The following is a 25,344-nucleotide window of genomic DNA, read 5'->3' on the forward strand; positions in this document are numbered from 1 at the left end:
CCCTACGGATGAGTGCCAGTTATGAGCTCCACGGCAGCGTGGCCGTGATCACCCTCAACAACCCACCGGTCAACGGCCTGGGTTACGAGACCCGCAAGGGCATTACCGACGGCATTGCCAAAGCCGACAGTGACGCCAAGGTCAAGGCGGTCGTCATCACCGGTGCCGGCAAGGCCTTTTCGGGCGGCGCCGACATCCGCGAGTTCGGCTCGCCGAAGGCGTTGCAAGAGCCGAACCTGCTGAGCGTCATCAAGGCGGTCGAGAGCAGCAGCAAGCCGGTGGTCGCCGCGATCCACTCGGTGTGCATGGGCGGCGGCCTCGAGCTCGCGCTCGGTTGCCACTACCGCGTGGCCGCTCCCGGCACGCAGGTCGCGCTTCCGGAAGTGAAGCTGGGCCTGGTGCCCGGTGCCGGCGGCACCCAGCGTCTGCCGCGCGCGATCGGCGTCGAGAACGCGCTGAACATGATCGTCAGCGGTGACCCCGTCAAGAGCGAAGTGCTGGCGGGCATCCCCGGCCAGAAGCTGTTCGACCGCATCGTCGACGGCGACCTGCTGCAAAGCGCGATCGCCTTCGCCAACGAAGTCGCCGACGCCCGTCCGCTGCCGCTGGTGCGCGAGCTGAAGGCCACGCACGCCAATCCGGACGGCTACTTCCAGTTCGCCCGCAACACCGTGTCGGCGGTCGCCAAGAACTTCCCCGCCCCCGGCAAGTGTGTCGATTGCGTCGAAGCCGCGGTCTCCCGTAAGTTCGAAGACGGCATGACCTTCGAGCGCGAGCAGTTCGCCGCGCTGATGCTGACGCCCGAATCGAAGGCGCTGCGTCACGCCTTCTTCGCCGAGCGTGCTGCCAGCAAGATCCCCGATGTGCCCGAAGACACCCCGGTGCGCGCCATCAACAAGGTGGCCGTGATTGGCGCCGGCACGATGGGCGGTGGCATCGCGATGAACTTCCTGAACGCTGGCGTCCCGGTGGTCATCATCGAGATGAAGCAGGATGCGCTGGACCGCGGCATCGGCGTCATCCGCAAGAACTACGAGGGCCAGGTCAAGAAGGGCAAGCTCAAGCAGGACAAGTTCGAGCAGCGCATGAGCCTGCTGAGCACCACGCTGAGCTACCAGGACATCCGCGACGCCGACCTGGTGATCGAGGCGGTGTTCGAGGACATCGGCGTCAAGGAGCAGGTGTTCAAGACGCTCGACGAGGTGATGAAGCCCGGCGCGATCCTGGCTTCCAACACCTCCACGCTCGACGTCGACAAGATCGCGTCGTTCACCAAGCGTCCGCAAGACGTGGTCGGCATGCACTTCTTCAGCCCGGCCAACGTCATGAAGCTGCTGGAAGTCATCCGCGGCGAGAAGACGTCCAAGGACGTGCTGGCCACCGTGATGCAGCTGGCCAAGAAGATCAAGAAGACGGCGGTCGTCTCCGGCGTCTGCGACGGCTTCATCGGCAACCGCATGATCGAGCAGTACAGCCGCCAGTCCGGCTTCCTGCTGGAAGAGGGCGCGACGCCCGAGCAGGTCGACCGTGCCGTCGAGAAGTTCGGCTTTGCGATGGGCCCGTTCCGCATGGGCGACCTGGCCGGCAACGACATCGGCTGGTACATCCGCAAGCGCCGGTACCTCGAAAAACCGAACATGCGCTACAGCAAGACGGCTGATCTGCTGTGCGAGATGGGCCGCTTCGGTCAAAAGACCGGTGCCGGCTGGTACGACTACAAGCCGGGCAAGCGCGATGCGATCCCGTCGACGGTGGTCAACGAGATGATCGAGAAGCACCGGGCCGAGCTGGGCATCAAGCCGCGCAAGATCAGCGACGAAGAGATCGTCAGCCGCCTGGTGTTCGCGCTGGTCAACGAAGGCGCCAAGATTCTCGAAGAGGGTATTGCCTCGCGTGCATCCGACATCGACATGGTCTACCTGACGGGCTACGGCTTCCCGCTCTACCGCGGTGGCCCGATGTGCTATGCCGACACGGTGGGCCTGTTCAATGTCGTGCAGACGATGAAGCGCTTCCAGAAGAACCCGCACGACGACGCCAGCTTCTGGGAGCCGGCGCCCTTGCTGGCCAAGCTGGCGGAAGAAGGCAAGAGCTTCAGCTGATCGACTGACCCTGCACCCCTCGCCGGAGAGACATCATGAGCATGATCGAACGCGCCCACTTCAAAAGCATGCAAGACAGCACGCAAGAAGACTGGAAGCTGATCTCCGGCGAGTTCATGCAGTTCGCCAAGGGCTTGCCCGAGCGTGTGCTCGGGCACTTGAAGGTGCTCGAAGGCGATTACGGCGGCTTCCCGGTCGACCGTTATACGCATTCGCTGCAGACCGCGACCCGCGCCCTGCGCGACGGGCGCGACGAGGAATACGTGGTGTGCGCGCTGCTGCACGACATCGGCGACACGCTGGGGTCGTTCAACCATCCCGACATCGCGGCCGCCATCCTCAAGCCCTTCGTCAGCGAGCAGAACCTCTGGATGGTGCAGCACCACGGCATCTTCCAGGGCTATTACTTCTTCCACTACATCGGCCTGAACCGCGACCTGCGCGAGCAGTTCCGCTCGCACCCGTGGTTCGAGACCACGGCCGAGTTCTGCGAGCTCTACGACAGCCCGGCCTTCGATGCCCAGGGCGAGACGCTGCCGATCAGCGAGTTCGAACCCATGGTCCGCCGTGTGTTCGCCAAGCCCCGCAACACCCTCTACAAGGCCGTTGCCGACGCCGACCAACAAAAGGCCCGCGGCACGGCCGCCGCTTGATTTCGACTGGAGATTTCTGATCATGACCGACGCCGTCATCGTTTCCACTGCCCGCACGCCGCTCGCCAAGTCGTGGAAGGGTGCATTCAACATGACCCACGGCGCGACGCTGGGCGGCCATGTCGTCAAGGCCGCGGTCGAACGCGCGGGCGTTGACGCTGCCGTCATCGAAGACGTGCTGATGGGCTGCGCCACGCCCGAAGGCGCGACTGGCGGCAACATCGCGCGCCAGATCGCCCTGCGTGCCGGCCTGCCGATCACCGTCGGCGGCGTCACCGTCAACCGCTTCTGCTCGAGCGGCCTGCAAACCATTGCGATGGCCGCACAGCGCATCATCGCCGGCGAAGGCGACGCTTATGTCGCCGGTGGCGTCGAGAGCATCTCTTGTGTGCAGAACGAAGCCAACACGCACATGGCGCGTGAAGGCTGGCTGATGCAGAACAAGCCCGAGATCTACTGGAGCATGCTGCAGACCGCCGAGCAGGTGGCCAAGCGCTACAAGATCGGTCGCGAGCGCATGGACCAGTACGGCGCCGCCAGCCAGCAAAGGGCCTGCGCGGCCCAGGAAGCCGGCAAGTTCAACGACGAGATGGTGCCGATCACCGTGACCGCCGGTGTGGCCGACCCGGTGCTGGGCATGCGCACCAAGGAAGTCACCGTGACGCAGGACGAAGGCCTGCGCGCGGGCACCACCTATGAAGCCGTGGCCGGCATCCGCACGGCACTGCCCGGCGGTGTCATCGCCGCGGGCAACGCCAGCCAGTTCTCCGACGGCGCCGGTGCCTGCGTGGTGGTGAGCGACAAGTACGCCCAGCAAAAAGGCCTGAAGCCGCTGGGTCGTTTCCTCGGTTTCGCGATCGCCGGCTGCGAGCCTGACGAAATGGGCATCGGCCCGGTCTACGCCGTGCCCAAGGTGCTGAAGCGTTTGGGCCTGCAGGTGTCTGACATCGACCTGTGGGAGCTGAACGAAGCGTTCGCGGTGCAGGTGCTCTATTGCGCCGACACGCTGGGCATCCCGATGGACCGCCTGAACGTCAACGGCGGCGCGATCGCGGTGGGCCACCCCTACGGCGTCAGCGGCCAGCGCCTGACCGGCCACGCGCTGATCGAAGGCAAGCGTCGCGGTGCCAAGCGCGTTTGCGTGACGATGTGCATCGGCGGCGGCATGGGCGCCGCTGGCGTGTTCGAGGTGCTGTAAGCCCACGGCGAGGCCAGATGCCACCCGACTTGCTACAACGAGGTCGGGAGGTGCTGGCCTCCCAGCCTTTCAGCCGCCTGCTCGGCGCCGAGCTGACCGTTCTGGAGGCGGGCCGCTGCGAACTGCAGTTGCCCATCACGCCGGAACTGCTGCAGCAGCACGGCTTCGTGCACGGCGGTGTGGTCAGCTACCTGGCTGACAACAGCCTCACTTATGCTGGCGGCACGATGCTGCAGCTGCGTGTGGTGACCTCCGAATTCAAACTCAACTACCTGCGGCCTGCCGTTGGCGAGCGCCTTGTGGCGCGCGCCGCCGCGGTGCAAGCCGGTAAATCGCAGGCGGTCTGCCGCTGCGACATCTACACAGTGCACCAGGGTGAAGAGAAGCTTTGCGCGATCGCGCAGGGCACCATCGTGCGGCTGCCCGACAGGCCGCCGGGCGAGGGCGCATGAGCCCGTGACACCGCCCGGTTTGCTTCTCGCCCCACCCGAAACCCGATCCCGAACCTGACCCCCTCTCACGGAAGCCTCGATGCGTTCTACCCTGAACTTCCTGCTCAACGACTGGCTCGACGTCGCGTCGCTCACCACGCGTCCCCGCTTCGCCGACCACTCCCGCGAGACCTTCGAGTCGGTGCTCGACACCTGCGAGCGCATTGCACGGGAGAAGTTCGCGCCCTACAACCGTCTGTCCGACACCGAAGAGCCGCATTTCGACGGTGAACGGGTGCACCTGCCGCAGGCGACACACGCGGCCACGGCGGCCTACGTCGGGGCGGGCATGCTGGCCGCGGCGCAAGACTACGAGCTGGGCGGCATGCAGCTGCCCTGCGTGATCGAGATGGCGGCCAACAGCTTCTTCCAGATGGCCAGCGTGTCAATGGGCGGCTACGCGATGCTCACCAGCGGCAACGCCAACCTGCTGATGGCGCACGGCACGGCGCTGCAGAAAGAGGTGTTCGCGAAGAACGAATTCTCCGGCCGCTGGTTCGGCACCATGTGCTTGAGCGAGCCGCAGGCCGGCTCCAGCCTGTCCGACGTCGCGACGCGCGCGGTGCCGGACGGCCCCGAGTACGAAGCCGACCCGCTGGGGCCGCGCTTCCGACTCAAGGGCAACAAGATGTGGATCTCGGCCGGCGAACATGAGCTGACCGAGAACATCGTGCACCTGGTGCTGGCCAAGATCCCGGGCGCCGACGGCAAGCTGGTGCCGGGCGTCAAGGGCATCTCGCTGTTCATCGTGCCCAAGCGCCTGGTCGACACCGAAGGCCGGCTGACCGGCGAGCGTAACGACGTGGCGCTGGCGGGCCTGAACCACAAGCTCGGCTTCCACGGCACCACCAACACCTTGCTGAACTTCGGCGAAGGTCGTTTCCCGGTACGCGCGGGGCAGGGCGGTGGACTGGACGGCCGGGGGGCGGGTGCCATCGGCTATCTGGTGGGTGAGCCGGGCAAGGGCCTGTCTTACATGTTCCACATGATGAACGAGGCGCGCATCGGCGTGGGCCTGGGTGCGACGATGCTGGGGTATGCCGGCTACGAGGCGTCGCTCGACTATGCACGCCAGCGTCCGCAGGGCCGTCCGATCGGCCCGGGCGGCAAGGACGCCGCGCAGCCGCAGGTGCCCATCATCCAGCACGCCGACGTCAAGCGCATGCTGCTGGCGCAGAAGGCGTATTGCGAGGGTGCGCTGGCGCTGGAGCTGTACTGTGCGCGCCTGGTCGACGAACAGCATACCGGCCAAGGCCAGTCGGCGGCCGACGCGGCCTTGCTCCTCGAAGTGCTGACGCCGATCGCCAAGAGCTGGCCCAGCGAATGGTGTTTGGAGGCCAACAGCCTGGCGATCCAGGTGCATGGCGGTTATGGCTACACCCGCGACTTCCCGGTGGAACAGTACTGGCGCGACAACCGCCTCAACATGATCCACGAAGGTGCGCACGGCATCCAGGGCATGGACCTGCTGGGCCGCAAGGTCGTCATGGACGGCGGCAAGGGGCTGACACTGCTGGCCGGCAAGATCAACGAAACGGTGCAGCGCGCCTTGCAGCGCCCGGCACTGGCCGAGCATGCGAACGCCCTGGCACGCGCGCTGGCGCGCATTGGGCAAGTGACCAAGGCCGCCTGGGCCACCGGCAACCCGCAGGATGCGCTGGCCAACGCTACGCCCTATCTGCAGGCCTTCGGTCATGCGGTGCTGGCGTGGGTCTGGCTCGACGTCGGCGCGCGCTCCGAGCAGTTGCTGGCCGACGGCGGTGATGCCGATTTGCTGAACGGCAAGCTGGCCGCAATGCGCTATTTCTTCCGCTACGAGCTGCCCAAGATCGAGCCCTGGCTGGCCGTCGTCGAAACGCGCGACGCGACCTGCCGCGACACCGAGGAAAGCTGGTTCTGACCATCATGAAGACGAGCACGCTGGAAACCTGGATCTGGGTGTTGATCTACGGCGGCTTGCTGGTGTTGTGCCTGGGTGTGTTCGTCGCGCGCCGCGACGAAGCCCTCGGCCAGGGCTTTATGCTTGTGGGCGCGGTGGCAGCGGTGGTCGGCGTGGTGCTGATCTATGTGCGCTCGCGCCGGAAGTCGTCTGAGTAGGAGTAAATCGATGATCAAACACATCGTGATGTGGCAGCTGAACGATCGCGACGACGCGCCCAAGTTCAAGGCGCTGCTCGACAGCTGCAAGAGCCTGGTGCCGGGCATGCTCGAGTTCGAGGTGGGCATCCGCCACCCGCGGCTGGAGGCCAACATGGACGTCGTGCTGGTGTCCAGCTTCACCGACAAGGCAGCACTAGACGCCTACCAGGAACATCCGCATCACAAGGCCGTGGCGGCCCAACTCGGCCGCTTGCGTGCCTCTCGCGCCGTGGTGGACTACGTGACCCACGCGCAGCCGGGCGCCGACGTCGACCTGGCCGACGACCTCTCTTTCGCACCGACCGCGCCGGTGCAGCTTTGACGTTGTTCCCCGCGGCACCTGCGTGCCGCCGGATTCCCCCTTTCTTCCGACTTTGCGAGTGAGTGTGTCCATGAGCCTCAACCCCTTGTTCGACCTGACCGGCCGCACGGCCCTGATCACCGGCGGCTCCCGCGGCCTGGGCCTGCAGATCGCCGAGGCGCTCGGCGAGGCCGGCGCGAAACTGATGCTGAGTTCGCGCAAGGCGCAGGACCTGGAGGAGGCGATGGCGCACCTGCAGGACCGCGGCATCGACGCGCGCTGGGTGGCCGCCGATGCGAGCAAGGAAGAAGACGTGCAGCGCATCGCCGAAGAGACGCTGCAGCGCCTCGGGCACGTCGACATCCTGGTCAACAACGCCGGCGCCACCTGGGGCGCTCCCGCCGAGGACCACCCGATCGAGGCCTGGGACAAGGTCATGAACCTCAACATCCGCGGCATCTTCCTGCTGTCGCAGGCGATCGCGAAGAAGAGCATGATCCCGCGCCGCCAAGGCCGCATCATCAATGTCGCGTCGATCGCCGGCCTGGGCGGCAACCCGGCGTTCATGAACACCATCGCCTACAACACCAGCAAGGGCGCGGTGGTGAACTTCACCCGGGCGCTGGCCTGCGAGTGGGGCAAGTACGGTATCACGGTCAATGCGCTGGCCCCCGGCATGTTTCCCAGCAAGATGACCCAGGGCACCCTGTCGAAGGTGGGGGTCGACAACGTCGCGCAGCATGCGCCGTTGCAGCGCATCGGCGACGACGAAGACCTGAAGGGGGCGGCACTGCTGTTCGCCTCGCAGGCGGGCAAGCACATCACCGGCCAGATCCTCGCGGTCGACGGTGGTGTCAGCGCACTGGTCGGCGGCTGAACGACAGCACGCCGTCACCGCCATGCAGTTCCCGGTTCACATCCCCTTCGTCAAGGCGCTCGGTTTCGAGCTGGTGCGCATCGATGACTGCGAAGCCGAACTTCGCGTCGAGTTGCGCGAGGAGCATTTCAATTCCTTCGGCGTGGCGCATGGTGGCATCAGCATGACCTTGCTCGACGTCGCGATGGCGCATGCCGCCCGCAGCATCAACGGCCCGCCCGACTACGGTCCCGGTGTCGTGACCATCGAGATGAAGACCACCTTCATGCGCCCGGGCACCGGCGCGTTGCGGGCCGTCGGCCGGCTGATGCACCGCACCGCGACGCTGGCGTTTTGCGAAGGTGAGATCCTGACCGACGCCGGTGATCGCATCGCACATGCCACCGGCACCTTCAAGTACCTGCGTGCGCTTCCGACCGAGAAGCGCGAGGTCAAACCGCTGCAGCGCCGTCTCGACGGCGCGGGCTCAGATTAAGGGAGTCACACGATGTCTTCTTACGTGAACCGTCAGATCCTGTTGGCGTCGCGGCCCGAGGGCGAGCCGACCGCCGCCAACTTCAAGCTGGTCGAGAAGCCGGTGCCGGCCCTGAACGAGGGCCAGGTGCTGGTGCGCCATCATTACCTGTCGCTCGACCCCTACATGCGGGGCCGCATGAACGACAGCAAGAGCTACGCCGAACCGCAGCCTTTGAACGAGGTGATGATCGGCGGCACCGTTGGTGAGGTGGTGGAGTCGAAGAACCCGCACTTCAAGGCCGGCGACAAGGTGCTCGGCATGGGTGGCTGGCAAGAATATACGGTGGTCGACGCCAACCAACGCGGCGTGCTGCAGAAGGTCGACACCACCCACATCCCGCTGTCGGCCTACCTCGGCCCGGTGGGCATGCCGGGCGTCACCGGCTGGTACGGGCTGGTGCGCATCATCGAGCCGAAGGCCGGCCAGACCGTGGTGGTGAGTGCCGCCAGTGGCGCCGTCGGTGGTGTCGTCGGGCAGCTCGCCAAGGAGCGCGGTTGCCGCGCGGTCGGCATTGCCGGCGGCCCCGACAAGTGCCGCTACGTGACCGAAGAGCTCGGCTTCGATGCCTGCATCGACTACAAGCAGCACCGTGACCTGAAATCGCTGTCGGCGGCGCTCAAGGAGGCCACGCCGGACGGCATCGACGGCTATTTCGAGAACGTCGGCGGCATGGTGCTCGACGCCGTGATGCTGCGCATGAACGCATTCGGTCGCATGGCCTTCTGCGGCATGATCTCCGGCTACAACGGCGAGCCCATCCCGATGGCCAACCCGCAGATGATCCTGGTGTCGCGCCTGAAGCTGCAGGGTTTCATCGTCAGCGAACACATGGATGCCTGGCCCGAGGCCTTGAAGGAACTCGGCACGCTGGTGGCGACCGGCAAGCTCAAGTACCGCGAAACCATCGCGAACGGCATCGCCGAAGCGCCCGAGGCCTTCTTGGGCCTGCTCAAGGGCAAGAACTTCGGCAAGCAGTTGGTCAAGCTGGTCTGACGCGCTGCGGCGCAGCGGGCTGGGGGCCCGGCTCGCTGCGCGTGTCGAAGCAGCGCAGCGACATGCAGCGCCAGGACGTGGTGCCGGCCGTGCAGGGCGGGATGCTGTACCGGCACGCGCGCGGCGTCGTGTGCCACGCCTTCCGTGCTGACTGTCTCCGCGACGCGGCCGGGCCCGCCTTCGGGCCTCGCGCCTAGGGCTCGAACTGGACGTTAACGTCGCGCGCGCCATGCCGACTGCTCGAAGGGTCGGTCGGCGCCGCGCCCCTCACCTCAAGACACGACAGGACCTGACGTGCAAGACCTCATCCTCCATCACTACGCGACGTCGCCGTTCTCCGAGAAGATCCGGCTGATCCTCGCGCACAAGCGCCTGCCCTGGCAATCGGTCATCGTGCCGGCCATCATGCCCAAGCCCGACGTCGTCGCGCTGACCGGCGGCTACCGGCGCACGCCTTTCCTGCAGGTCGGCGCCGACATCTATTGCGACACCGCGCTGATCGTCGACGTGCTGGAAGCCCGGCAGCCGACCCCCAGCTTGTTCCCCGGCCCGGCCGGCAGCGAGGGTCTGGCACGGGTGGTGGCCGACTGGGCCGACCGCTCGCTGTTCTGGTCCACCATCGGCTATGCCTTCCAGCCGGCCGGCGTGGCCGCGTTGTTCGAGGGGCAGCCGCCGGGGGTGGCGCAAGCCTTCGCCGAAGATCGCGCCAAGATGCGCAGCGGTGCACCCCGGACGCCGACGGCCGTGGCCACGGTGCAGTTCCGCGCGGCACTCGGGTGGCTGAACGAGCAGTTGCGCGTGGGCGACTTCCTGCTCGGCGGCGACGCGCCCAGCCTGGCTGACTTTTCCGCCTATCACCCCTTGTGGTTCGTGAATCGGCTCAAGCCGCTCGCCGGCATCTTCGACACCACGCCACGGCTGCAGGCCTGGCTGGCCCGCATGGCCGCCATCGGTCTCGACGCCCAGGGCCCGGTGCACCGCAGCGCCGCCGAAGCGATCGAGGTTGCCGCCTCCAGCGCCCCGGAGCCGGTGGCGGCTGCCGAGTTGGTGGACCTGCCCAAGCTGCGCATCGGCGAGCGCGTGACGGTCACCGCCACCGACTACGCCTTCGACGCCGTCGAAGGTGAACTGCTGCAGGCCCGCGTCGACCGCCTCACCGTGCGGCGCACCGACCCGCGCGCGGGCACGGTGCACGTGCACTTCCCGCGCATCGGCTACGAGGTGAAGCCCGCCGCATCCGCTGCCGGCGCGCAGTGACACCGTTTTTCCACCAGGAGCATTCCAGATGAAAACCTTCCAAGGCAAGACCGCCGTGCTGACCGGCGCCGGATCCGGCTTCGGTCTCGAACTCGCCCGCCTCGCCGCTGCGCAGGGCATGAATGTCGTGATGGCCGACGTGCAGCAGGACGCGCTGGACAAGGCCGCCGAAGAAATCCGGGGCCTCGGCGCCCAGGTGCTGGCCTATCGCCTCGACGTGTCCAAAGCGGCCGAGGTCGAAGCGCTGGGCGCGGCGACGGTCGAGCGTTTCGGCGTGCCGCACCTGGTGTTCAACAACGCGGGTGTGGCCTTCGGCGGCTTGATCTGGGAGCACTCGCTGAAAGACTGGGAGTGGGTGGTCGGCGTCAACCTGATGGGCGTGGCGCACGGCGTGCGCGTGTTCACGCCGTTGATGATCGAGGCGGCCCGCAGCAACCCCGACTTCGAGGGCCACATCGTCAACACGGCGTCGATGGCAGGCCTGCTGAACTCGCCCAACATGGGCGTCTACAACGTCACCAAACACGCGGTGGTGAGCCTGTCGGAGACGCTGTACCAGGATCTGCACCTGGTCACCGAGCAGGTCGATTGCTCGGTGCTGTGCCCGTATTTCGTGCCCACCGGCATCCATGAGTCGCATCGCAACCGGCCCAAGGAAGAGCTGGCGGCGATCAAGGCCACACCCAGCCAGATGATTGCGCAGGCAATGAGCGCGAAGGCTGTCACGTCGGGCAAGGTCACGGCCAAGGAGGTGGCGCAAAAGGTGCTCGACGCGGTGCGCGACCGCCAGTTCTACATCTACAGCCACCCGCAGGCGCTGGGCATGGTGCAAAAGCGCCTGGAAGACGTGATGCTGGGCCGCAACCCCACCGACCCGTTCGAAGCCAGGCCCGAACTGGGCGAAAGCCTGCGCAAGTCGCTACGCGACGCGCTGCGCTGAGGGTCGACCGTTCAAGAGCCCCCCTCAGCCGGAAGCCTGGGAAGCGTCACATGGAAGTCGGCGCCGCCCCCCGGCCGGGCGGTGGCCCAGATCCGGCCGTCGTGCCCCTCGACGATGGAGCGTGAGATCCACAGGCCCACTCCCATCCCGGATCTTTTCGTTGTGTAGAAGGGCTCGAATACCTGCTGCTCCATCCCGGGCGGCAGGCCCGGGCCGTTGTCGCTCACCATGATGTGGGCCGTTTGTTGATCGCTCATGCGGGTGCTGACGTGCACCTCCCGTCCTACACCCTCCGACAGGGACGCGGCGTCCAGCGCATTGAGCAGCAAGTTCAGCATCACCTGTTGCAGTTGGACCCGGTCCGCTTCCACTGTCAGTGCTCCGGGCACCAGGTCGAGGCGCATCGAAACACGTCGACGGGCGGCTTCGCTTGCCAGCAGACGGTTGATGGCCCGGACGACCTCCTGCAGGTCCACGCGCGCACGCTCCGTCACGCGCCTGCTGACCATGTCGCGTATGCGGGCGATGACGTCGGCGGCTCGACGGTTGTCGTTGACGATGTCTTGCAGGATCGCCTTCAGCTCGGGAACCGGAATGTGCTCCCGGGACAGCAGGTGATCTGCCACACGTGCATTGCTAAGGGCTGCCGACAGTGGCTGACTGAGCTCATGTGCCAGAGAGGCTGCCACCTCTCCCATGGCCGAAAAGCGCGCCAGATGCAGCATTCGATCTCGCATCCGCAGCGCCTCGTGCTGTGCGCGAACGCGGGCGCGCCGGGCCACCAGGATCACCGCGAACAAGGCCACGACGACGACTGCCAGCAGCAGTCCGGCTGCGCCGTCGTGTCGCTCGGGTTCGAGTGGCGGGGCCGGGTGAAAGAGGACCGTACTGTTGCGGGGCACGCGCGCCTCAGGAATGTTCCACCGCTCGAGTTCTCTCCAGTCCAGAAGAATCGACGACGTGACGCCCGCGACAGCCGCATCGCGCGTTTTGGGGCTGCTCCCGGTGCGGCGTGTCGCGTCCGCGGCCCACTTCGCGACCGTCTCCATCCGCCACACAGAGCCTCCGACCACACCTCGACCGACATGGGCTTCTTCCACCGAGAAGACCGGTTCCTTCGAGGCGCGCACGACATGCGACAGTCCCTGCAGAGGATGGATATGCTGCCGGTTCTCGCCGATCGTCTGCCGCAGGAAGAGCACGATCGAAGCCGGCGGAATGGCGGCCATCCGCGCGTCGAGCTCGCTGGGCAGCAGATCTTTCAGGTAGATCAGACGGACGTCGGCGCGACGTCTCGCCATCTGCTGCCGGACTTCGGCCTCCAACTCGCCGTGGTTGCGCAGGGCACCGTCGACGACGAACACATGGCGCGTCGAGGGCCGGAGGGCCAGGGCAAGATCGAGCGTCTTGCCGATCTCGGGGGACGCGTCGAGCCTTCGGGCGTACCCGTCCTCCGTGCGTGTCGCGCCGATACCCGTCGTGACGGCGACGATCTGGGGCGCGCCGAACATCCCCTGGTTCTGCCGTACGAAGGCCAGCGCAGCATCGCCGACGGCGACGATCGCGTCGACGTGCCGGCCGGCGTACTTCGTCGTCAAGTAGTCGAACAGCAGGCGGGACCCGCCGACGACCGAGAGCATGTCGCTCGCGATGGTTTCCTCATAAACATAGACGGGAAACGATGATGAGGACTGCAAGGCTTCGGCAAATGCCGCATTGAACGGTATGGGGGGTGGCCACGACAGATCCGCAGCGCGAAGCAGCAGAACCGCCATGTCGGAGGGCGCCTGATCTGAAGCGCATGCGGTGCCGGCGACCAGACCCAGGCAAGAAAGCCATGCCATCACCCGCGCGAGCGGCATCTTTCTCAAAATCGCCCTCGTTTGCCAGGTCGCTCGCAGTCTCGGTGCGTGCAATCGGCTGTTCTATAACAGGCGTGGCGTGTTGCGTGGCGGGGAGCGGGTGATGCTTGGAGCCCCGGCACCCGCCGCAAGGGCGGTGCGAGGCGCCGCGCCGCAAGGGCGGCGGCGGGCGGGCGAGGGTGGGGCACGACGGCCCGCGCTCGGCGCGGAAGTGCAGCCACAAAGGCCAAAACGTCCGGATGAATCTCCCTCATGTCCCCCGTTTGGCAAGAAGCAAGCCACTGCCGCATGCTGCGGCATCGACCCCTGTCAGCTCTGCCGGGATGCAGCCTCAATGGCCCTCATCCTGGCTTCTGATGCAAGTGGCATCGAGGACGCGTACCAGTTCGGCCACAGAGCGGACGCACATCTTCCTGATGCCGCGGGCCCGATGCACCTTGATGGTCTTCTCGCAGGTGCCCAGATCGGCTGCAATCTGCTTGTTCAGACGGCCCGCAACCACATGCGTGAGCACCTCGCGCTCGCGTGGCGTGAGCGTCGCAAGGCGCGACTCGGCGGCCGCGCGCTTGGCACGCGTGCGCCTGTGCAGCGCGTCCATCTCCACCGCGCGCTGCACGCTGGCCAGCAGCACGGTGTCGTCAAACGGCTTGGTCAGGAAATCGAAGGCGCCGTCCTTCATCGCGCGTACGCACATCGCAACGTCGGCTTGCCCGGTCAAGAAAATGATGGGCATGCCGTTGTCGCGCTGCGAAAGTGCCTGTTGCAAGGAGAGGCCGTCCAGCCCGGGCAAGACCATGTCGAGGATGATGCAGCCGTGGGCGTCGGGGTCGTGCTGCGCAAGAAACGCCTCGGCGCAATGAAACACGGCAGCCGAGTAGCCCTGGATCCACATCAAGCGGCCGAGTGCCGTACAGAGCGAAACGTCGTCGTCCACGATGTAGATAAGGGGCTGCGACGTGTCGGGACCGACGCGCCAACATTCTCCGGTTCTGCTCATCATCGTCAGCATCTTCACCTTCATCCCCGACTTCCGTCGCCCGAGAGGTTGAACACGACTGAATGATGATACGCAGGGTTGCAGGCAACAACAAATGCTTGCAGCCCGGTACCAACGCAAAAGGAGGCCCCGATGGCCGAGCGGGTGCCGCAAGCAAGTGGCGAACCTTGGAGTCCCGAAGCGCCGGGTGAGCAGCCCGTGCAAGCCTGCCGCCTGTGAACCCTCGCGGTGGACCTTGGTCCAATGCGGCACGGTGCACCCGCGCCGATACTGCATCCCGGATGCGGGCCACCTAGCGATCGTGCTAGCGGCCTGCTGTGACAGCTGACGACTGATGGGGAGTGACGCGCATGTCGATGGGGTCGAGAGAGGCGGGTAGGTTCGCACGGGCAACCGGCCCCGGCCGCGCGGTCGCGGCGCTGGTGCCGGCGGCCCTGGTGGCCGTCCTCCTGCTTCGCTGGAACGCCATGCGCGCAGCAAGCCGCGAGGAACAGAGGTGCCGCCAAGCGCTGGTTCGTGCGGCGCGAATTGTGCTTGTGGGCGAGTTGAGTGCGTCGATCGCGCACGAGATCCACCAGCCCCTCAGCGCCATACGCAGCAATGCGGACGCGGCGCGGCTGCTGCTTGGTCAGCCGTCGGTGCCGACCCAGGAGTTGCCGCGTATTCTCGATTGCATACGCTGCGATACCGTGCGGGCGCAAGAGGTGATCCATCGACTGCGCAAGCTGCTGGAGCGGGGCACGCTGGTGCGCCGCGATCTGAATCTGCATGCGCTGCTAGAAGAGGTGATCAAGATGCTGGGCGACGAGGCCCAGCGGCGTGGTGTCGTGCTGGTGCTGCACTCCCACGCGGCACGGGCAATGGTGCTCGGCGACGAAGTGCAATTGCAGCAGGTGATGCTGAACGTGATCCTGAATGCGATGGACGCGATGCGGGGCACGGCCGCTGCCGCTCGGACGGCATTCATCGAGACCCGCGACGGGCCGGGGCACATCGTGGTGCAGGTTCACGACCGGGGCCACGGCTTCAGCCCCGACGAGGCCGAGGCTCTCTTCCAAGCGTTCTTCACGACCAAGGACGGCGGTATGGGGCTAGGCCTGTCCATCTCGCGGTCGATACTCGAAGCCCACGGCGGCACGATCCATGCCGCTTCCCGTTCTGGCGGCGGGGCCGTGTTCACCATCCGCCTGCCGGTCCGACCCGAGCCGGCGCACGCCGAGGCGGTCGACCCGGTGCAAGGAGCCGGCATGAGCCCCGCCTGGCCGTCCGAAGGGGCTCGCACCGCAGCGCGCAGCACGGAGGTTACGCAATGACGGCCACCGTCCACCTGATCGACGACGACAGGGCCGTGCGCGAGGCGCTCGCGCGCCTGCTCGGCGCCGCCGGCTATCAGGTGTGCAGCTACGCCGCCGCGGCCAACTACCTCGTCTCTTCTCCCGAGCGCGGGCCGGGCTGTCTGCTGCTGGACATGCAATTGCCGGACGTCAACGGCCTAGAACTGCAGGCCGCGCTGGTGCGTCATCCCGCCCATCTGCGACCCATCGTGTTCATCTCGGGTGCTCCCGACATTCGTGCCACGGTACAGGCGATGCGTGGCGGGGCCATCCAGTTCCTGATGAAACCGCTCGATGGCGAGCAACTGCTGGCGGCCGTGAAGGATGCGATCGAGACCGACGTGGTTCTGCGCGAGCGCGACCTGCGGACGGGGCAGGTGCGCGCCGCGGTTGCCTCGCTCAACGCGAGGGAGCGCAAGGTGCTCGAGCTCATCGTCGCAGGGCGCTTGCACAAGCAGATCGCGAACGAACTCGGGGTGAGTGAACGCACCGTCAAGGCCGATCGCGCGAAGATCATGCGGGCGGTGGGCGTCAGAACACTGCCCGACTTGATGAAACAGCTGCTCGCTGCCGACAGCATGCCCCTGGCGGGCGTCGCGAAGCACTAGGGCTGTTCACCGATTCAAGGGGAGGCACCCGGTAGAGGGCGGTGCCGCCGCGATGTAGGGGCGAAACCCAGGTATGCGACGAAGCGAGGACCGGACGTCTTGGTACCGAAGGCAGTCTCATTGCCCCCATCCCTACTGCCAGGCTGCGATCCCCTGCCTATTGTTGAGTTGTCCATCCGACAGGCCGGCCCGGGGCAGCCGGGCCGGCCGGGTGCCCCCCCGGTCGCGCAACGACACGATCACAGGGAGAACCGCATGCTCATCGCAGCCCTTTCGGGATTGCTGGCTGCTGCCGTCCCCGTCAACGGCATGCACTTCGTCGCGCTGAGCGATGCGTCGCCGCCAGCGGTGATGCCAGGCGTGCCGGCCAGTCGCACGATGAACCCGAGCGCGACGGCGGCGCTGGAGCGCATGGGACGCTACCTTCAGATGCAGCCCTTTCTCAGCGTGAAGGCCACGGCCTGGGCTGACCACATGCTGCGGAACGGCCAAAAGGTGCAGTTGGACTTTTCGGTGCAGATCTGGGTGCGGCGGCCGGACAACCTGAGGGTGGACGTGACCGCTGATCGAGCCACGCCCACGTTCTCCCGGTTCTACTTCGACGGCAAGACGTTCACGGCCTTCGGCCAGAACTCCGGCCAGTATGCCAAAGCGTCTCTGCCTGCCACGCTCTCCGAGTTGCCTTCGAAACTCTCGGACCAGCATGGCCTGCGACTACCTCTCGTCGACCTCTTTACTTGGGCTGGCGGCGCCGATCACTTGGCCCGCTTGACTGGCGCAACGACGATCGGCCTCACGACGGTCGGTGGACAGCCGTGTGATCAATATGCGTTCCGCCAGGATGGACTGGACTGGCAGCTGTGGATCCAGCGAGGCACGCAACCGCTGCCCCGCCGGCTCGTCCTGACCTCGACTGTCGATGCCGATCAAACGCAGCAAAGCGTGGAGCTCGACTGGGCGCAGCAGGATTCGCCGTCGGCTTCGCTGTTCGTCTTCGAGCCGCCCGCCGGCGCGCAGGAAATTCCCATGCCCCGCAGCAACGAGACTGCGGAGTTCACGCCATGAAAGGGGCACGCCGCACGCATGCGGACCCGCCCGTCACCACAAGGAGCCTGATGTGAATCGTCGAGACCTGCTACTGGCGTCTGCTGCAAGCCTACTCGCTGGCTGTTCAACGTCGACTGGCGGCACCGCGGACCCTTACGCGAAACGCCAGGAGATCGATGCCGCGGTCGACAACTCACTGTCCGAACTGTTCGGCTGGTCCCCCGGGGCACTGGACCTCGTGGGCAAGGCGAGAGGTGTGCTCGTCTTCCCCAAGGTCGTGTCAGCCGGTTTCGTCGTGGGTGCGTCGTATGGCCAGGGTGCGTTGCGCAAGGATGGCAAAACGACCGCCTACTACAGCATCGGTTCAGCCTCTGGCGGGTTGCTGGCCGGGGCGCAGTCCAAGGCCATGTACCTGCTTTTCATGACCCCCGACTCGATGCGGAAGTTCGAGTCCAGCGCGGGTTGGACCGCCGGTGTCGATGCCTCGGTCGTCGTCGCCGAACTGGGCGCCGATGCGCAGGTGACCACCAAGACTGCGCAAGCGCCCATCATCGGCTTCGTGCGAACGCGCGCCGGCTTCATGGCGAACCTCAGCATCGACGGCACGAAGTTCAACCGTCTGGATCTGTGAGTGCCACGATGTTCGCGCGACACATGCGCGAGCGGCGCTGACCTGGGCCGCGCCAACAGGCGAGGGATGGCGGCGACGGCGGCGGCACTTGCCGCGTCGCTGACGGGCTGCGTGGCAGACGCCGTTGCCGCGGCGCCCACGGGCGATGCGAGGCGTCCCAAGGTGTGCCTCGTGTTGTCCGGCGGCGGTGCACGCGGCGCCGCGCATGTGGGCGTGCTGAAAGTACTGGAAGAGTTGCGCGTTCCGATCGACTGCATCGCGGGCACCAGCATGGGCGCCATCGTGGGCGCTGCTTACGCGTCCGGCACCTCGGTGGACGAGATGCAGAAGACCCTGGCGTCGATGTCGAGCCGGCAACTCTTCAAGGAGTTGCCACCGCGTGAGGAACGGGCCGTACGGCTGAAGCGGGACGACGCTTCGAACCTGGCCGGCATGGAGATCGGGCTGGACAGGGGGCGCATCCTGCTCCCGAAGGGGCTGGTGTCGGGCGTGCAGCTGGAGACCGTGCTGCGCGGCCTCAGCAAGGTCCAGGGTTTCCAGCGGTTCGACGAACTGCCGATTCCCTTCCGCGCCGTCGCCACCGATCTGGCGACCGGAGCGCCGGTGGTGCTGAGCCAGGGCGAACTGGTCAGCGCCATGCGGGCCAGCATGTCGGTGCCGGCCCTGATCGAGCCGCTGCAAATGGGCGGCCGGCTGCTGGTGGACGGTGGGTTGACCAACAACCTGCCGGTGGATGTCGCGAGAGCCATGGGGGCCGAGGTGGTGATCGCGGTGAACCTGGGCACGCCGCTGCTCAAGCCCGAGGCGATCACCTCCATCCTCGACGTGACGGGGCAGATGGTGAACATCCTGACCGAGCAGAACGTGAAGGTTTCGTTGGCGAGCCTCGGGCCTCGTGACATCCTGATCCTGCCGCAACTCGGCAACTTCTCCGCCGGCGACTTCGATCATCTGGCGGCGACGGTTCCGATGGGGGAAGCCGCCACCCGGGCGGTCGCAGACCTGCTGAACGAGATCGCACTGTCGCCCGCTGAATATGCACGCTGGCAGCACGGCCGCTCGGCTGCCGAGCCGGTGGTCAGCCAGTCCTTCGGCGACATCCGCTTCAACGAGCTCCAGCACGTGAACCCCGAGATCGCCCGCTCGGTGATGCATGCTCGGCCGGGAGTTCCGGTCACGCAGGGCGAACTTGATGGCGACATGCGCCGGCTCTTCGGCACCGGTGACTTCGAACATGTGAGCTATCAGCTGCTCGAGGAACCCGGCCGCCGCATCCTGGCGGTCGAAGCGGTGGAGAAGTCCTGGGGACCGAACTACCTGCGGCTGGGGGTCGGCCTGTCGTCGGATTTTCGCGGCGATGCCTACTTCAACCTGCTCGCGAGCTTGCGCAAGACCTGGATGAATCAGCTGGGAGGCGAGTGGCGTGTCGATCTGCAGGCCGGGCGCACCAATCGCTTCGCCACCGAGTTCTATCAACCGTTGGAAGAGAGCCGAACTCTGTTCCTGGCGCCGAGCGTCGAGTACGAGAGAAGAGCGGCCGATGTGTTCCGGGCCGACCAGCGCATTGCGCGGTACGACCTCATTTCGACCCGCGCGGGTATTGAGGTCGGCGCGCAATTCTCTCGCTACGGCGAAGTGCGGCTCGGTCTCGTAGGGGCCAACGTGCGGGTCTGGCTCGATACCGGGCCCGCGGCCCTGGCGACGCAGGAGCAGGAGCGGGCCTCGTACGCCGGCATCACGCTGCGGGCGCTGATCGATCAGCTCGACAGCGTCAACTTCCCGCGTTCAGGGTGCGCCGGGTCCCTGCATATCAACCGCATGGGTTACGGCATGGGCGGCGATGCAAGCTTTACGCGCGCGGTGCTGGACGGGACCTGCGTCGCATCGTTTGGCGAACACACCTTCAACTTCGCCTTCAAGCTCGGCGGCCGCATGGGCGCCGATCCGCTGCCGGCTTCCGCACTTTTTCAGTGGGGCGGGCTGTTGCAACAATCGGGCTACCCGACCGGTGCCTTGCTCGGCGAGGACGTGCGCTTCGGACGGCTGGTCTACTACAAGCGGCTCGCCCGGGCCCGCTTTTTCGAGGGGGTGTACGGTGGCGTGTCGCTCGAGATCGGCAAGGTCGCACGTCCGCTCGTGCCCGACAACGAGCAGGGCACGCTGCGCTCCGCAGCGCTATTGCTAGGTGTGAGCACGCCGGTCGGCCCGCTGTACCTGGGCTATGGACGCGTCGACCGCGGCTACGACAGCTTCTACCTCTTCCTGGGACGACCGTGAGGACATGCGCGCACATGCGCGGACATGTCCGCGAGGACATCGCTCATTGCTGGGAGAGAGCCATCGGCCGGCCGAAGCTGCCGCCGAGCGCAAGATGAAGATTCACGCGCTGACTCAGCTGCTCGCCGCGCACCCGCAGCAACTGCACTTGCGCCTCGAACAAGGCGATGCGCTGCTGCTCGACCGCTCGCAGATCGCTCTTGCCGACCTCGTATGCGCGTCGTGCGAGTTGCAGGGCCTGCTCGAGGCGGGCCACCTGCTGCGTCAGCCACCCCTCGCGCTCCGTCAGCGCGCGCGCGCTGGCCAGCGCCGCCTCCACATCCCCGATCGCCCGCAGCGCAAGGCGCACGTACTGTGCCACCACCTCGCGCTGCTGTGCCGACGCGAGCGCCACTTGCGCGCCGAGAGCTCCGTTCAGGTCGAGCGGCGCCGTAAGCTTCAAACCCGCGCCGCCGGTGGGATTTTCGAAGTCTCGCTTGAGCTCGACCACCTCGCTGTCGAGGTAGCCGAAGTTGCCGGTCAGTCGCAGGCCGGGCAACGCCGCGGCTTTGGCCTGTCCGACCCGGTGGAAGGCAGCCGCAACGCGACGCTCGGCCGCGATGAGGTCGGGCCGGCGCTCGAGCAACTGAAGTGGCAGCCCGGCAGGGACCGGCCCCGGCAGCGCCGGAAGCTGCGCGTTCGCCTGCAACTCGGCCGACGGGTAGCGCCCCAACAGCAATTCGAGCGCTCGCAGCGCTGACTGGTGGGCAAACCGCGCCTGGGTCAAGAGGTCGCGTTGAGCGTTCAGGCTGGCCTCGGCGAGGGCCACCTCCTGATCCTGGCCCGTGCCCACGCGGCGCCGCTGCTGGGCCAGCTGCAGCATATGGTCGCCGATGTCCACCATGCGCTCGGCGGTATGCATTTCGAGCAGCGTCTGGGTGACGGTGAACCACGCCTTGGCGGTCGTGGCGGCCAGCGACTGGCGCGCAAATTCCTGCTCGTGCCGCGCTGCGGCCACGCCGGCCGCGGCGGCGGCGCTTCCGTGCCGCAAGGCACCCCACACATCGAGCTCCCACGACACCAGGGCCATCAACCCGGTCAGCGCCGACCCCATGTCGCTCATCTTGATGCCGCCGGTGCCCAGCACGCTGAGGGAGGGCCGCTGTGCGGCGCGGGCCAGTGCCAGCTGGCCGGACGCCTGATCGACGCGAGCCGCGGCCACCGCCAGGTCGGGGTTGTGTGTCAGCGCTTGAGCGACCAGAGCGTCGAGCCTGAGGTCGGCGAAGCTTTTCAGCCAATTGTCTTGCACCTCGGCCGGCGACGTGTCGCTCGACCGCCAGGGCGACGCGAGGTCGAGATCGGCGAGCACTTCCTGTTGAAACACTGCGCTCGGAGGAGGGGAGGGGATCGCACAGCCGGCCAGGAGCAGGGCAGCGACTGCGGCCAGCCTGCGCGAGGTGGATTGCCCGAGACCGTGGCGTGTTGTCATGTCAGTGCAGCTTGAGGATCAGCCAGTCCAGCTTGCACTGAACCCGCAAGAACACCTTCCGGACCACATGCAAAAAGGCCACGTAGTCCGTGTAGACGGCCCCCTGACCCCGGGCGCCGGCGGCCAGGAAGACATTCGGGTCCACCGTCTGCAGCCGTACGGCGAGCTGGCCTGGGGGCATCGGCGGCAAATTCGGGATGTTGCCGCCGATCGGCACCTGCCCGCCGGCGGTGGCCCAGACCACCGAGTTGACCTTGCATTTGATGATGCGCCCGGGGTACATGCTCAGCGCGATCTCCGCCTCCTGGCCCGGGCCGACCTCCCGCACTTCGTTCTGCCGGTACAGGGCAATCACCCACTGTTCGTCCTCGACGAAGGTCATCACAGGGGCCTGGACCAGTTGACTGGCGACCTGGCCGGGTCGCAACTGCAGGTTGACGACAGTGCCGTTTGCCGGCGCGTAGACCGTGGTCTGCGTCAGGTCCCATTCCGCCTCGGCCCGTTGCGCCTCGGCCTGAGCGATCTCGGCCCTGGTTCGCGCCACCTCGTCTTGCTCACCGTCCGGGGTCCGGGCCTGCATCTTGACCTGCGCCTGCGTGGCCGACGCATCGAGCGCAGCCAGCTCCGAACGCAGGCTCACCAGCTCCGTGCGGGCCTGTTCGTGGTCGAATGCCGACCCGGCGCCGGTGGCCGCCAGATCCCCGTACTGCCGCACGCGCAGCGTGGCCAGCTCCAGCTGCGCGGCGAGCGCCAGGCGTTTGCTGCGAGCCTGCTTGAACTGCTCTTCGTAGCTGCGCTGATTGGCTTGCGACCCTATCAGCTTCGCACGTGATTGAGCCACGGCCGCCTGGGCGGCCTGAAGCCTGAGCTGGAACGGCTCGGGGTCGATGCGGAACAACACCGCGCCTTTCTTGACGCGTTGATTCGGTTCCACTGCCACCTCGATCACCCGGCCCGTGACCCGCGGCACGATTTGGACCACGTAGTTGATCACCCGTACGTCGCCCGATGAAGGCGCCGAGATGTTCAGGAACAGGATCAGGACCGCCATGAGGATCAAGGGAATGGTCACCGTGATGACCTGGCTCGTGATGTTCCAGGGCAGCCATTTGAACTTGAAGAAGATCAGCCATACACAGAGCGAGTAGACGATCAGGAACAGCAGCTCCATGCCTCACTCCTTCACGTCGATCGCCGGGACACCGGCTGCCGCTTCAAGTGTCGTCAATCGGCCTCGCATCGCGAGCACCTCATTGGCGGACGGTGGCCTGTCTTCGTTGAACCGCTCCAACTCGGCACGCAGCCGCGCCAGTTCCTCTCGAACCGGCAACGGCGGTGGGCCCTGCTGATCTGGCCCGGGCGGCTCCCGGGGTGGCTCCAGGGGGGACTCCCGGTCGGTTCCGTAGGCCAGCTTGTGCAGCACGGGTCGGGAGGTGGCCCAGAGCAGCGCCAGCGGCCAGAGCAGTCCACCGAACACCAGCGACAGCAGGCACAGCGCCTGGATCGCCTTGGTCTGCGGGTGATGCTTCTTCTCGGCGATCTTCTCCGGGATGATGTGCACAAGCCAGAACACGCCGATCGCGACGATCGGTGCGATCACCAGCACCACCCAGGCGGCCGCGTCTGCCACCGCGTCCAGGGTCTCCCCGTGAAACAGGGAAGCCTGCGCTTGCAAGGGCAGCAACGCCGCCCAGGCCGCAACGCCGGGACGCCCGCACACGCGGGAGACGCATCTAGGAAGCAGGGGGCCCGCGCTGGTGCTCCTGCGGATCGGGACCGCGCTGGCCGGGCGTCGCCAACGCTGGCTCAGGGTGGGTGATGGCGCACGGCGCAATCGGGGTGGAGGCGGCGGCTTGGTTGCTCTAGACTGAAGCATCGCCCTTGCCAACCGGGAGTGCCAATGGCCACCGAAGATCCGATCTCTTGCATGCCGCCCGTGGCCTTGAAGCTGCGCGACGGCAGGTGGGTCACTGTGCGACCCGTCCGTGGCGACGATGGGGACGCGCTGCAAGCAGCGGTCGGCCGGCTCTCGCTGCAATCGCGCTATAGCCGTTTCATGACGGCCCTCCACACCGTGCCGGACGCACTCCTCGAATCGGCGACCCACCCGATAGCGGAGCGTGAGTTTGCGTTGGTGGTGACGAGCGACGATGGTGCGGGGGACCGCATCGTTGCGGGATGCCGCTTTGCCCCGGCCGGCCACGACAGCCAGTGCGAATTCGCCGTCACGGTCGACGACGCCTGGCAAGGTCTCGGTCTTGCCAAGCAGCTGATGCTCCGGCTGATCGACAGCGCCAAGGCATACGGATATCGCGGCATTGAGGGTCATGTTCTCGCGAGCAACATGGCGATGCGCGGGCTGGCCCGCCATCTCGGCTTCCGCGATTCGCCGCAACCCGGCGACTGGACGGAACGTTTGGTCAGCCTCGCGCTGGATGGCAGTGACGGCAGTGGCGTGCATGAAGCGGCGCATCCTTGAAGGTCTTCGCCGGCGCCCCCGAGGGGGCGCATGCCGAAGGTGATTGGCCATCTCGGGAGGATCAGGCCGGGATGGATCGGTTTTCAGGAACTCGCGCCTTGACGCGAGGCGAGCCCCGCGGCCGCAAAACGTCATCCCAGCCATCGTTCGGCCTCTTGCAGGAGATTCACCGGCGCCGGCACGTCGGAACGCGTGCAGCGCACCAGCGAGAAGGCCCGGTCCCGCGGAGGATCGCCAGGCACCAGCGCGATCTGGAACTCCACGATGTCGCCCACTTCACGGCTGCCGTGCGACAGCACGACATTCATCCGGCTCAACCGGAGTGACCGGGCGTGGACGTGCACGAGCGGGCCGGGGTTGCGAAACACGTCGCACATGGTCTCGGCATGACGGTCCAAGGTTTCAGTCAAAGGGCCCAGCCTGTCGAGGTCCCGCTCGTTGGCCTGAATCTCCTCGCGCAGGCGGGCCAGCGCCGAATTGTCGAGTTCCGGGGCGGATCCCACCAGGGACATCAGGCCGATGCCCCGCCGCTGCATCAACCGCACGCGGGCGGCGAGCAGGGCGCGATCTCGCATCAGCGCCTCACGTCGAACCTCCTCGTGGGCCATTTGCGACAGCCCCTGGAGGGCGAGTTGATCCACCAGTCGCGTGACGATCTCGCGCCTGAGTTCAACCACAGAACGGGCGCAGATCGGGATCTGGTGGTCCCAGAACACAACGGTCGTGCTTGCGACGTCCGCGCGTGTCGTGTCACCTTCCTGGACCGTGCCAAACCGTCTGCGCTCATCCAGGTTCATCCCCAGCACGGCATAAGCCTCGGCGGCGCCAAAGGCGTCGGTGAAGAACTCGCGCAGCGCCGATGAGCGGCCGAGTGTGAGCGAGAGTTCTGCCGGCGAGCTGAAGAACGCGCGGACACGGGGGTCCAATCCCCATTCCAGCGGGCCAACCTTGATGGGCTCTGGCAGGTCGGCGACCAGTTGCTCCAGGTACTTCAGACCTGCCGCAATGGCCGACGCGAGGCGAATCTGGTAGCGTTCGGCGACCCGCAAGCGCGGCACCATCGCGAGGACGCGCTCGAGCATCTCGCCGACGTGCTGCTCGTGCTGCGGGTTCGCCTGCATGCGGCGCGGAAGCATCCATTCGAAGAATCGCATGCTGCGGCTCCTAGGCGAG

Annotated in this window: 24 protein-coding genes; 18 read left to right on the forward strand and 6 right to left on the reverse strand. The window is 66.6% G+C overall.

Going from position 1 to position 25,344, the window contains the following annotated elements; genetic code table 11:
• Positions 1–8: 8 nt before the first annotated feature.
• From AAW51_RS13000 to AAW51_RS13055, 12 genes are all read left to right on the forward strand, one after another.
• A complete protein-coding gene (locus AAW51_RS13000) occupies positions 9–2,102 on the forward strand; it encodes a 3-hydroxyacyl-CoA dehydrogenase NAD-binding domain-containing protein (protein ID WP_047194958.1) in 2,094 nt (697 codons plus the stop codon).
• Positions 2,103–2,143: 41 nt separating this feature from the next.
• Positions 2,144–2,755, forward strand: coding sequence for an HD domain-containing protein (locus AAW51_RS13005; RefSeq protein ID WP_047197750.1), 612 nt, complete (start codon positions 2,144–2,146; stop codon positions 2,753–2,755).
• Between the two features lie 22 nt (positions 2,756–2,777).
• On the forward strand, positions 2,778–3,953 hold the full coding sequence (locus tag AAW51_RS13010) for an acetyl-CoA C-acyltransferase (protein ID WP_047194959.1): 1,176 nt from the start codon (positions 2,778–2,780) through the stop codon (positions 3,951–3,953).
• Between the two features lie 17 nt (positions 3,954–3,970).
• Positions 3,971–4,405, forward strand: a complete 435-nt coding sequence (locus AAW51_RS13015) for a PaaI family thioesterase (protein ID WP_047194960.1) — start codon at positions 3,971–3,973, stop codon at positions 4,403–4,405.
• Positions 4,406–4,484: 79 nt separating this feature from the next.
• Positions 4,485–6,344 carry an acyl-CoA dehydrogenase gene (locus AAW51_RS13020; protein WP_047194961.1) on the forward strand — a complete coding sequence of 620 codons (1,860 nt, stop codon included), beginning with the start codon at positions 4,485–4,487 and terminating at the stop codon, positions 6,342–6,344.
• 5 nt (positions 6,345–6,349) lie between these two features.
• Positions 6,350–6,541 carry a hypothetical protein gene (locus AAW51_RS13025; RefSeq protein WP_047194962.1) on the forward strand — a complete coding sequence of 64 codons (192 nt, stop codon included), beginning with the start codon at positions 6,350–6,352 and terminating at the stop codon, positions 6,539–6,541.
• Between the two features lie 10 nt (positions 6,542–6,551).
• On the forward strand, positions 6,552–6,905 hold the full coding sequence (locus AAW51_RS13030) for a Dabb family protein (protein ID WP_047194963.1): 354 nt from the start codon (positions 6,552–6,554) through the stop codon (positions 6,903–6,905).
• 70 nt (positions 6,906–6,975) lie between these two features.
• Positions 6,976–7,761, forward strand: a complete 786-nt coding sequence (locus tag AAW51_RS13035; protein WP_417903604.1) for an SDR family oxidoreductase — start codon at positions 6,976–6,978, stop codon at positions 7,759–7,761.
• 22 nt (positions 7,762–7,783) lie between these two features.
• Positions 7,784–8,236 (forward strand): PaaI family thioesterase, encoded by a 453-nt coding sequence (locus tag AAW51_RS13040; RefSeq protein WP_047194965.1) that lies wholly within the window; start codon positions 7,784–7,786, stop codon positions 8,234–8,236.
• A gap of 12 nt (positions 8,237–8,248) precedes the next feature.
• Positions 8,249–9,271 carry an NADP-dependent oxidoreductase gene (locus AAW51_RS13045; RefSeq protein WP_047194966.1) on the forward strand — a complete coding sequence of 341 codons (1,023 nt, stop codon included), beginning with the start codon at positions 8,249–8,251 and terminating at the stop codon, positions 9,269–9,271.
• A 294-nt stretch (positions 9,272–9,565) separates the two neighbouring features.
• Entirely contained in the window at positions 9,566–10,528 is a 963-nt protein-coding gene (locus tag AAW51_RS13050; RefSeq protein WP_047194967.1) for a glutathione S-transferase family protein, read from the forward strand.
• 28 nt (positions 10,529–10,556) lie between these two features.
• Positions 10,557–11,468, forward strand: coding sequence for an SDR family oxidoreductase (locus AAW51_RS13055; protein WP_047194968.1), 912 nt, complete (start codon positions 10,557–10,559; stop codon positions 11,466–11,468).
• A gap of 11 nt (positions 11,469–11,479) precedes the next feature.
• Here the strand turns inward: AAW51_RS13055 and AAW51_RS13060 are convergent, their stop codons facing one another.
• Together AAW51_RS13060 and AAW51_RS13065 are read right to left on the reverse strand one after the other, a co-directional pair.
• Positions 11,480–13,330 (reverse strand): ATP-binding protein, encoded by a 1,851-nt coding sequence (locus AAW51_RS13060; RefSeq protein ID WP_047194969.1) that lies wholly within the window; start codon positions 13,328–13,330, stop codon positions 11,480–11,482.
• Between the two features lie 331 nt (positions 13,331–13,661).
• On the reverse strand, positions 13,662–14,351 hold the full coding sequence (locus tag AAW51_RS13065) for a response regulator transcription factor (RefSeq protein WP_238947852.1): 690 nt from the start codon (positions 14,349–14,351) through the stop codon (positions 13,662–13,664).
• Positions 14,352–14,677: 326 nt separating this feature from the next.
• Between AAW51_RS13065 and AAW51_RS13070 the strand changes: the two genes are divergently transcribed.
• The 5 genes from AAW51_RS13070 (at position 14,678) to AAW51_RS13090 (ending at position 20,224) form a co-directional block, all read left to right on the forward strand.
• Positions 14,678–15,640 (forward strand): sensor histidine kinase, encoded by a 963-nt coding sequence (locus AAW51_RS13070; RefSeq protein ID WP_083438264.1) that lies wholly within the window; start codon positions 14,678–14,680, stop codon positions 15,638–15,640.
• On the forward strand, positions 15,637–16,269 hold the full coding sequence (locus tag AAW51_RS13075; RefSeq protein ID WP_047194970.1) for a response regulator transcription factor: 633 nt from the start codon (positions 15,637–15,639) through the stop codon (positions 16,267–16,269). Before AAW51_RS13070 ends, AAW51_RS13075 begins: the two co-directional genes overlap by 4 nt.
• 255 nt (positions 16,270–16,524) lie before the next feature.
• Entirely contained in the window at positions 16,525–17,334 is an 810-nt protein-coding gene (locus tag AAW51_RS30760; RefSeq protein ID WP_053013526.1) for a DUF2092 domain-containing protein, read from the forward strand.
• A 52-nt stretch (positions 17,335–17,386) separates the two neighbouring features.
• A complete protein-coding gene (locus AAW51_RS13085) occupies positions 17,387–17,947 on the forward strand; it encodes a BPSL1445 family SYLF domain-containing lipoprotein (protein WP_047194971.1) in 561 nt (186 codons plus the stop codon).
• A gap of 66 nt (positions 17,948–18,013) precedes the next feature.
• Positions 18,014–20,224: a patatin-like phospholipase family protein gene (locus tag AAW51_RS13090; protein ID WP_053013527.1), complete on the forward strand. Its 2,211-nt coding sequence runs from the start codon at positions 18,014–18,016 to the stop codon at positions 20,222–20,224.
• Positions 20,225–20,267: 43 nt separating this feature from the next.
• Here the strand turns inward: AAW51_RS13090 and AAW51_RS13095 are convergent, their stop codons facing one another.
• From AAW51_RS13095 to AAW51_RS29125, 3 genes are all read right to left on the reverse strand, one after another.
• On the reverse strand, positions 20,268–21,587 hold the full coding sequence (locus AAW51_RS13095) for a TolC family protein (RefSeq protein WP_047194972.1): 1,320 nt from the start codon (positions 21,585–21,587) through the stop codon (positions 20,268–20,270).
• Between the two features lie 106 nt (positions 21,588–21,693).
• Positions 21,694–22,863, reverse strand: coding sequence for an HlyD family secretion protein (locus AAW51_RS13100; protein ID WP_047194973.1), 1,170 nt, complete (start codon positions 22,861–22,863; stop codon positions 21,694–21,696).
• A gap of 3 nt (positions 22,864–22,866) precedes the next feature.
• Complete coding sequence (locus tag AAW51_RS29125) at positions 22,867–23,376, reverse strand: DUF3302 domain-containing protein (protein ID WP_238947853.1); 510 nt, start codon at positions 23,374–23,376, stop codon at positions 22,867–22,869.
• Positions 23,377–23,592: 216 nt separating this feature from the next.
• On the opposite strand from AAW51_RS29125, the gene AAW51_RS13110 reads away from it, so the two are divergent.
• Positions 23,593–24,171, forward strand: coding sequence for a GNAT family N-acetyltransferase (locus AAW51_RS13110; RefSeq protein ID WP_047194974.1), 579 nt, complete (start codon positions 23,593–23,595; stop codon positions 24,169–24,171).
• 131 nt (positions 24,172–24,302) lie between these two features.
• On the opposite strand, the gene AAW51_RS13115 is transcribed toward AAW51_RS13110, so the two are convergent.
• A complete protein-coding gene (locus AAW51_RS13115; RefSeq protein ID WP_047194975.1) occupies positions 24,303–25,325 on the reverse strand; it encodes a hypothetical protein in 1,023 nt (340 codons plus the stop codon).
• Positions 25,326–25,344 lie beyond the last annotated feature (19 nt).

This window comes from Caldimonas brevitalea, assembly GCF_001017435.1.
GTDB lineage: Bacteria > Pseudomonadota > Gammaproteobacteria > Burkholderiales > Burkholderiaceae_C > Caldimonas > Caldimonas brevitalea.

Bases quoted from the DNA above. Each gene is read 5' to 3' on its own strand.
- AAW51_RS13000 (WP_047194958.1), top strand. From the start codon at position 9: ATGAGTGCCAGTTATGAGCTCCACGGCAGCGTGGCCGTGATCACCCTC.
- AAW51_RS13005 (WP_047197750.1), top strand. From the start codon at position 2,144: ATGATCGAACGCGCCCACTTCAAAAGCATGCAAGACAGCACGCAAGAA.
- AAW51_RS13010 (WP_047194959.1), top strand. From the start codon at position 2,778: ATGACCGACGCCGTCATCGTTTCCACTGCCCGCACGCCGCTCGCCAAG.
- AAW51_RS13015 (WP_047194960.1), top strand. From the start codon at position 3,971: ATGCCACCCGACTTGCTACAACGAGGTCGGGAGGTGCTGGCCTCCCAG.
- AAW51_RS13020 (WP_047194961.1), top strand. From the start codon at position 4,485: ATGCGTTCTACCCTGAACTTCCTGCTCAACGACTGGCTCGACGTCGCG.
- AAW51_RS13025 (WP_047194962.1), top strand. From the start codon at position 6,350: ATGAAGACGAGCACGCTGGAAACCTGGATCTGGGTGTTGATCTACGGC.
- AAW51_RS13030 (WP_047194963.1), top strand. From the start codon at position 6,552: ATGATCAAACACATCGTGATGTGGCAGCTGAACGATCGCGACGACGCG.
- AAW51_RS13035 (WP_417903604.1), top strand. From the start codon at position 6,976: ATGAGCCTCAACCCCTTGTTCGACCTGACCGGCCGCACGGCCCTGATC.
- AAW51_RS13040 (WP_047194965.1), top strand. From the start codon at position 7,784: ATGCAGTTCCCGGTTCACATCCCCTTCGTCAAGGCGCTCGGTTTCGAG.
- AAW51_RS13045 (WP_047194966.1), top strand. From the start codon at position 8,249: ATGTCTTCTTACGTGAACCGTCAGATCCTGTTGGCGTCGCGGCCCGAG.
- AAW51_RS13055 (WP_047194968.1), top strand. From the start codon at position 10,557: ATGAAAACCTTCCAAGGCAAGACCGCCGTGCTGACCGGCGCCGGATCC.
- AAW51_RS13060 (WP_047194969.1), bottom strand. From the start codon at position 13,330: ATGCCGCTCGCGCGGGTGATGGCATGGCTTTCTTGCCTGGGTCTGGTC.
- AAW51_RS13065 (WP_238947852.1), bottom strand. From the start codon at position 14,351: ATGAAGGTGAAGATGCTGACGATGATGAGCAGAACCGGAGAATGTTGG.
- AAW51_RS13070 (WP_083438264.1), top strand. From the start codon at position 14,678: ATGTCGATGGGGTCGAGAGAGGCGGGTAGGTTCGCACGGGCAACCGGC.
- AAW51_RS13075 (WP_047194970.1), top strand. From the start codon at position 15,637: ATGACGGCCACCGTCCACCTGATCGACGACGACAGGGCCGTGCGCGAG.
- AAW51_RS30760 (WP_053013526.1), top strand. From the start codon at position 16,525: ATGCTCATCGCAGCCCTTTCGGGATTGCTGGCTGCTGCCGTCCCCGTC.
- AAW51_RS13090 (WP_053013527.1), top strand. From the start codon at position 18,014: ATGGCGGCGACGGCGGCGGCACTTGCCGCGTCGCTGACGGGCTGCGTG.
- AAW51_RS13100 (WP_047194973.1), bottom strand. From the start codon at position 22,863: ATGGAGCTGCTGTTCCTGATCGTCTACTCGCTCTGTGTATGGCTGATC.
- AAW51_RS13110 (WP_047194974.1), top strand. From the start codon at position 23,593: ATGGCCACCGAAGATCCGATCTCTTGCATGCCGCCCGTGGCCTTGAAG.
- AAW51_RS13115 (WP_047194975.1), bottom strand. From the start codon at position 25,325: ATGCGATTCTTCGAATGGATGCTTCCGCGCCGCATGCAGGCGAACCCG.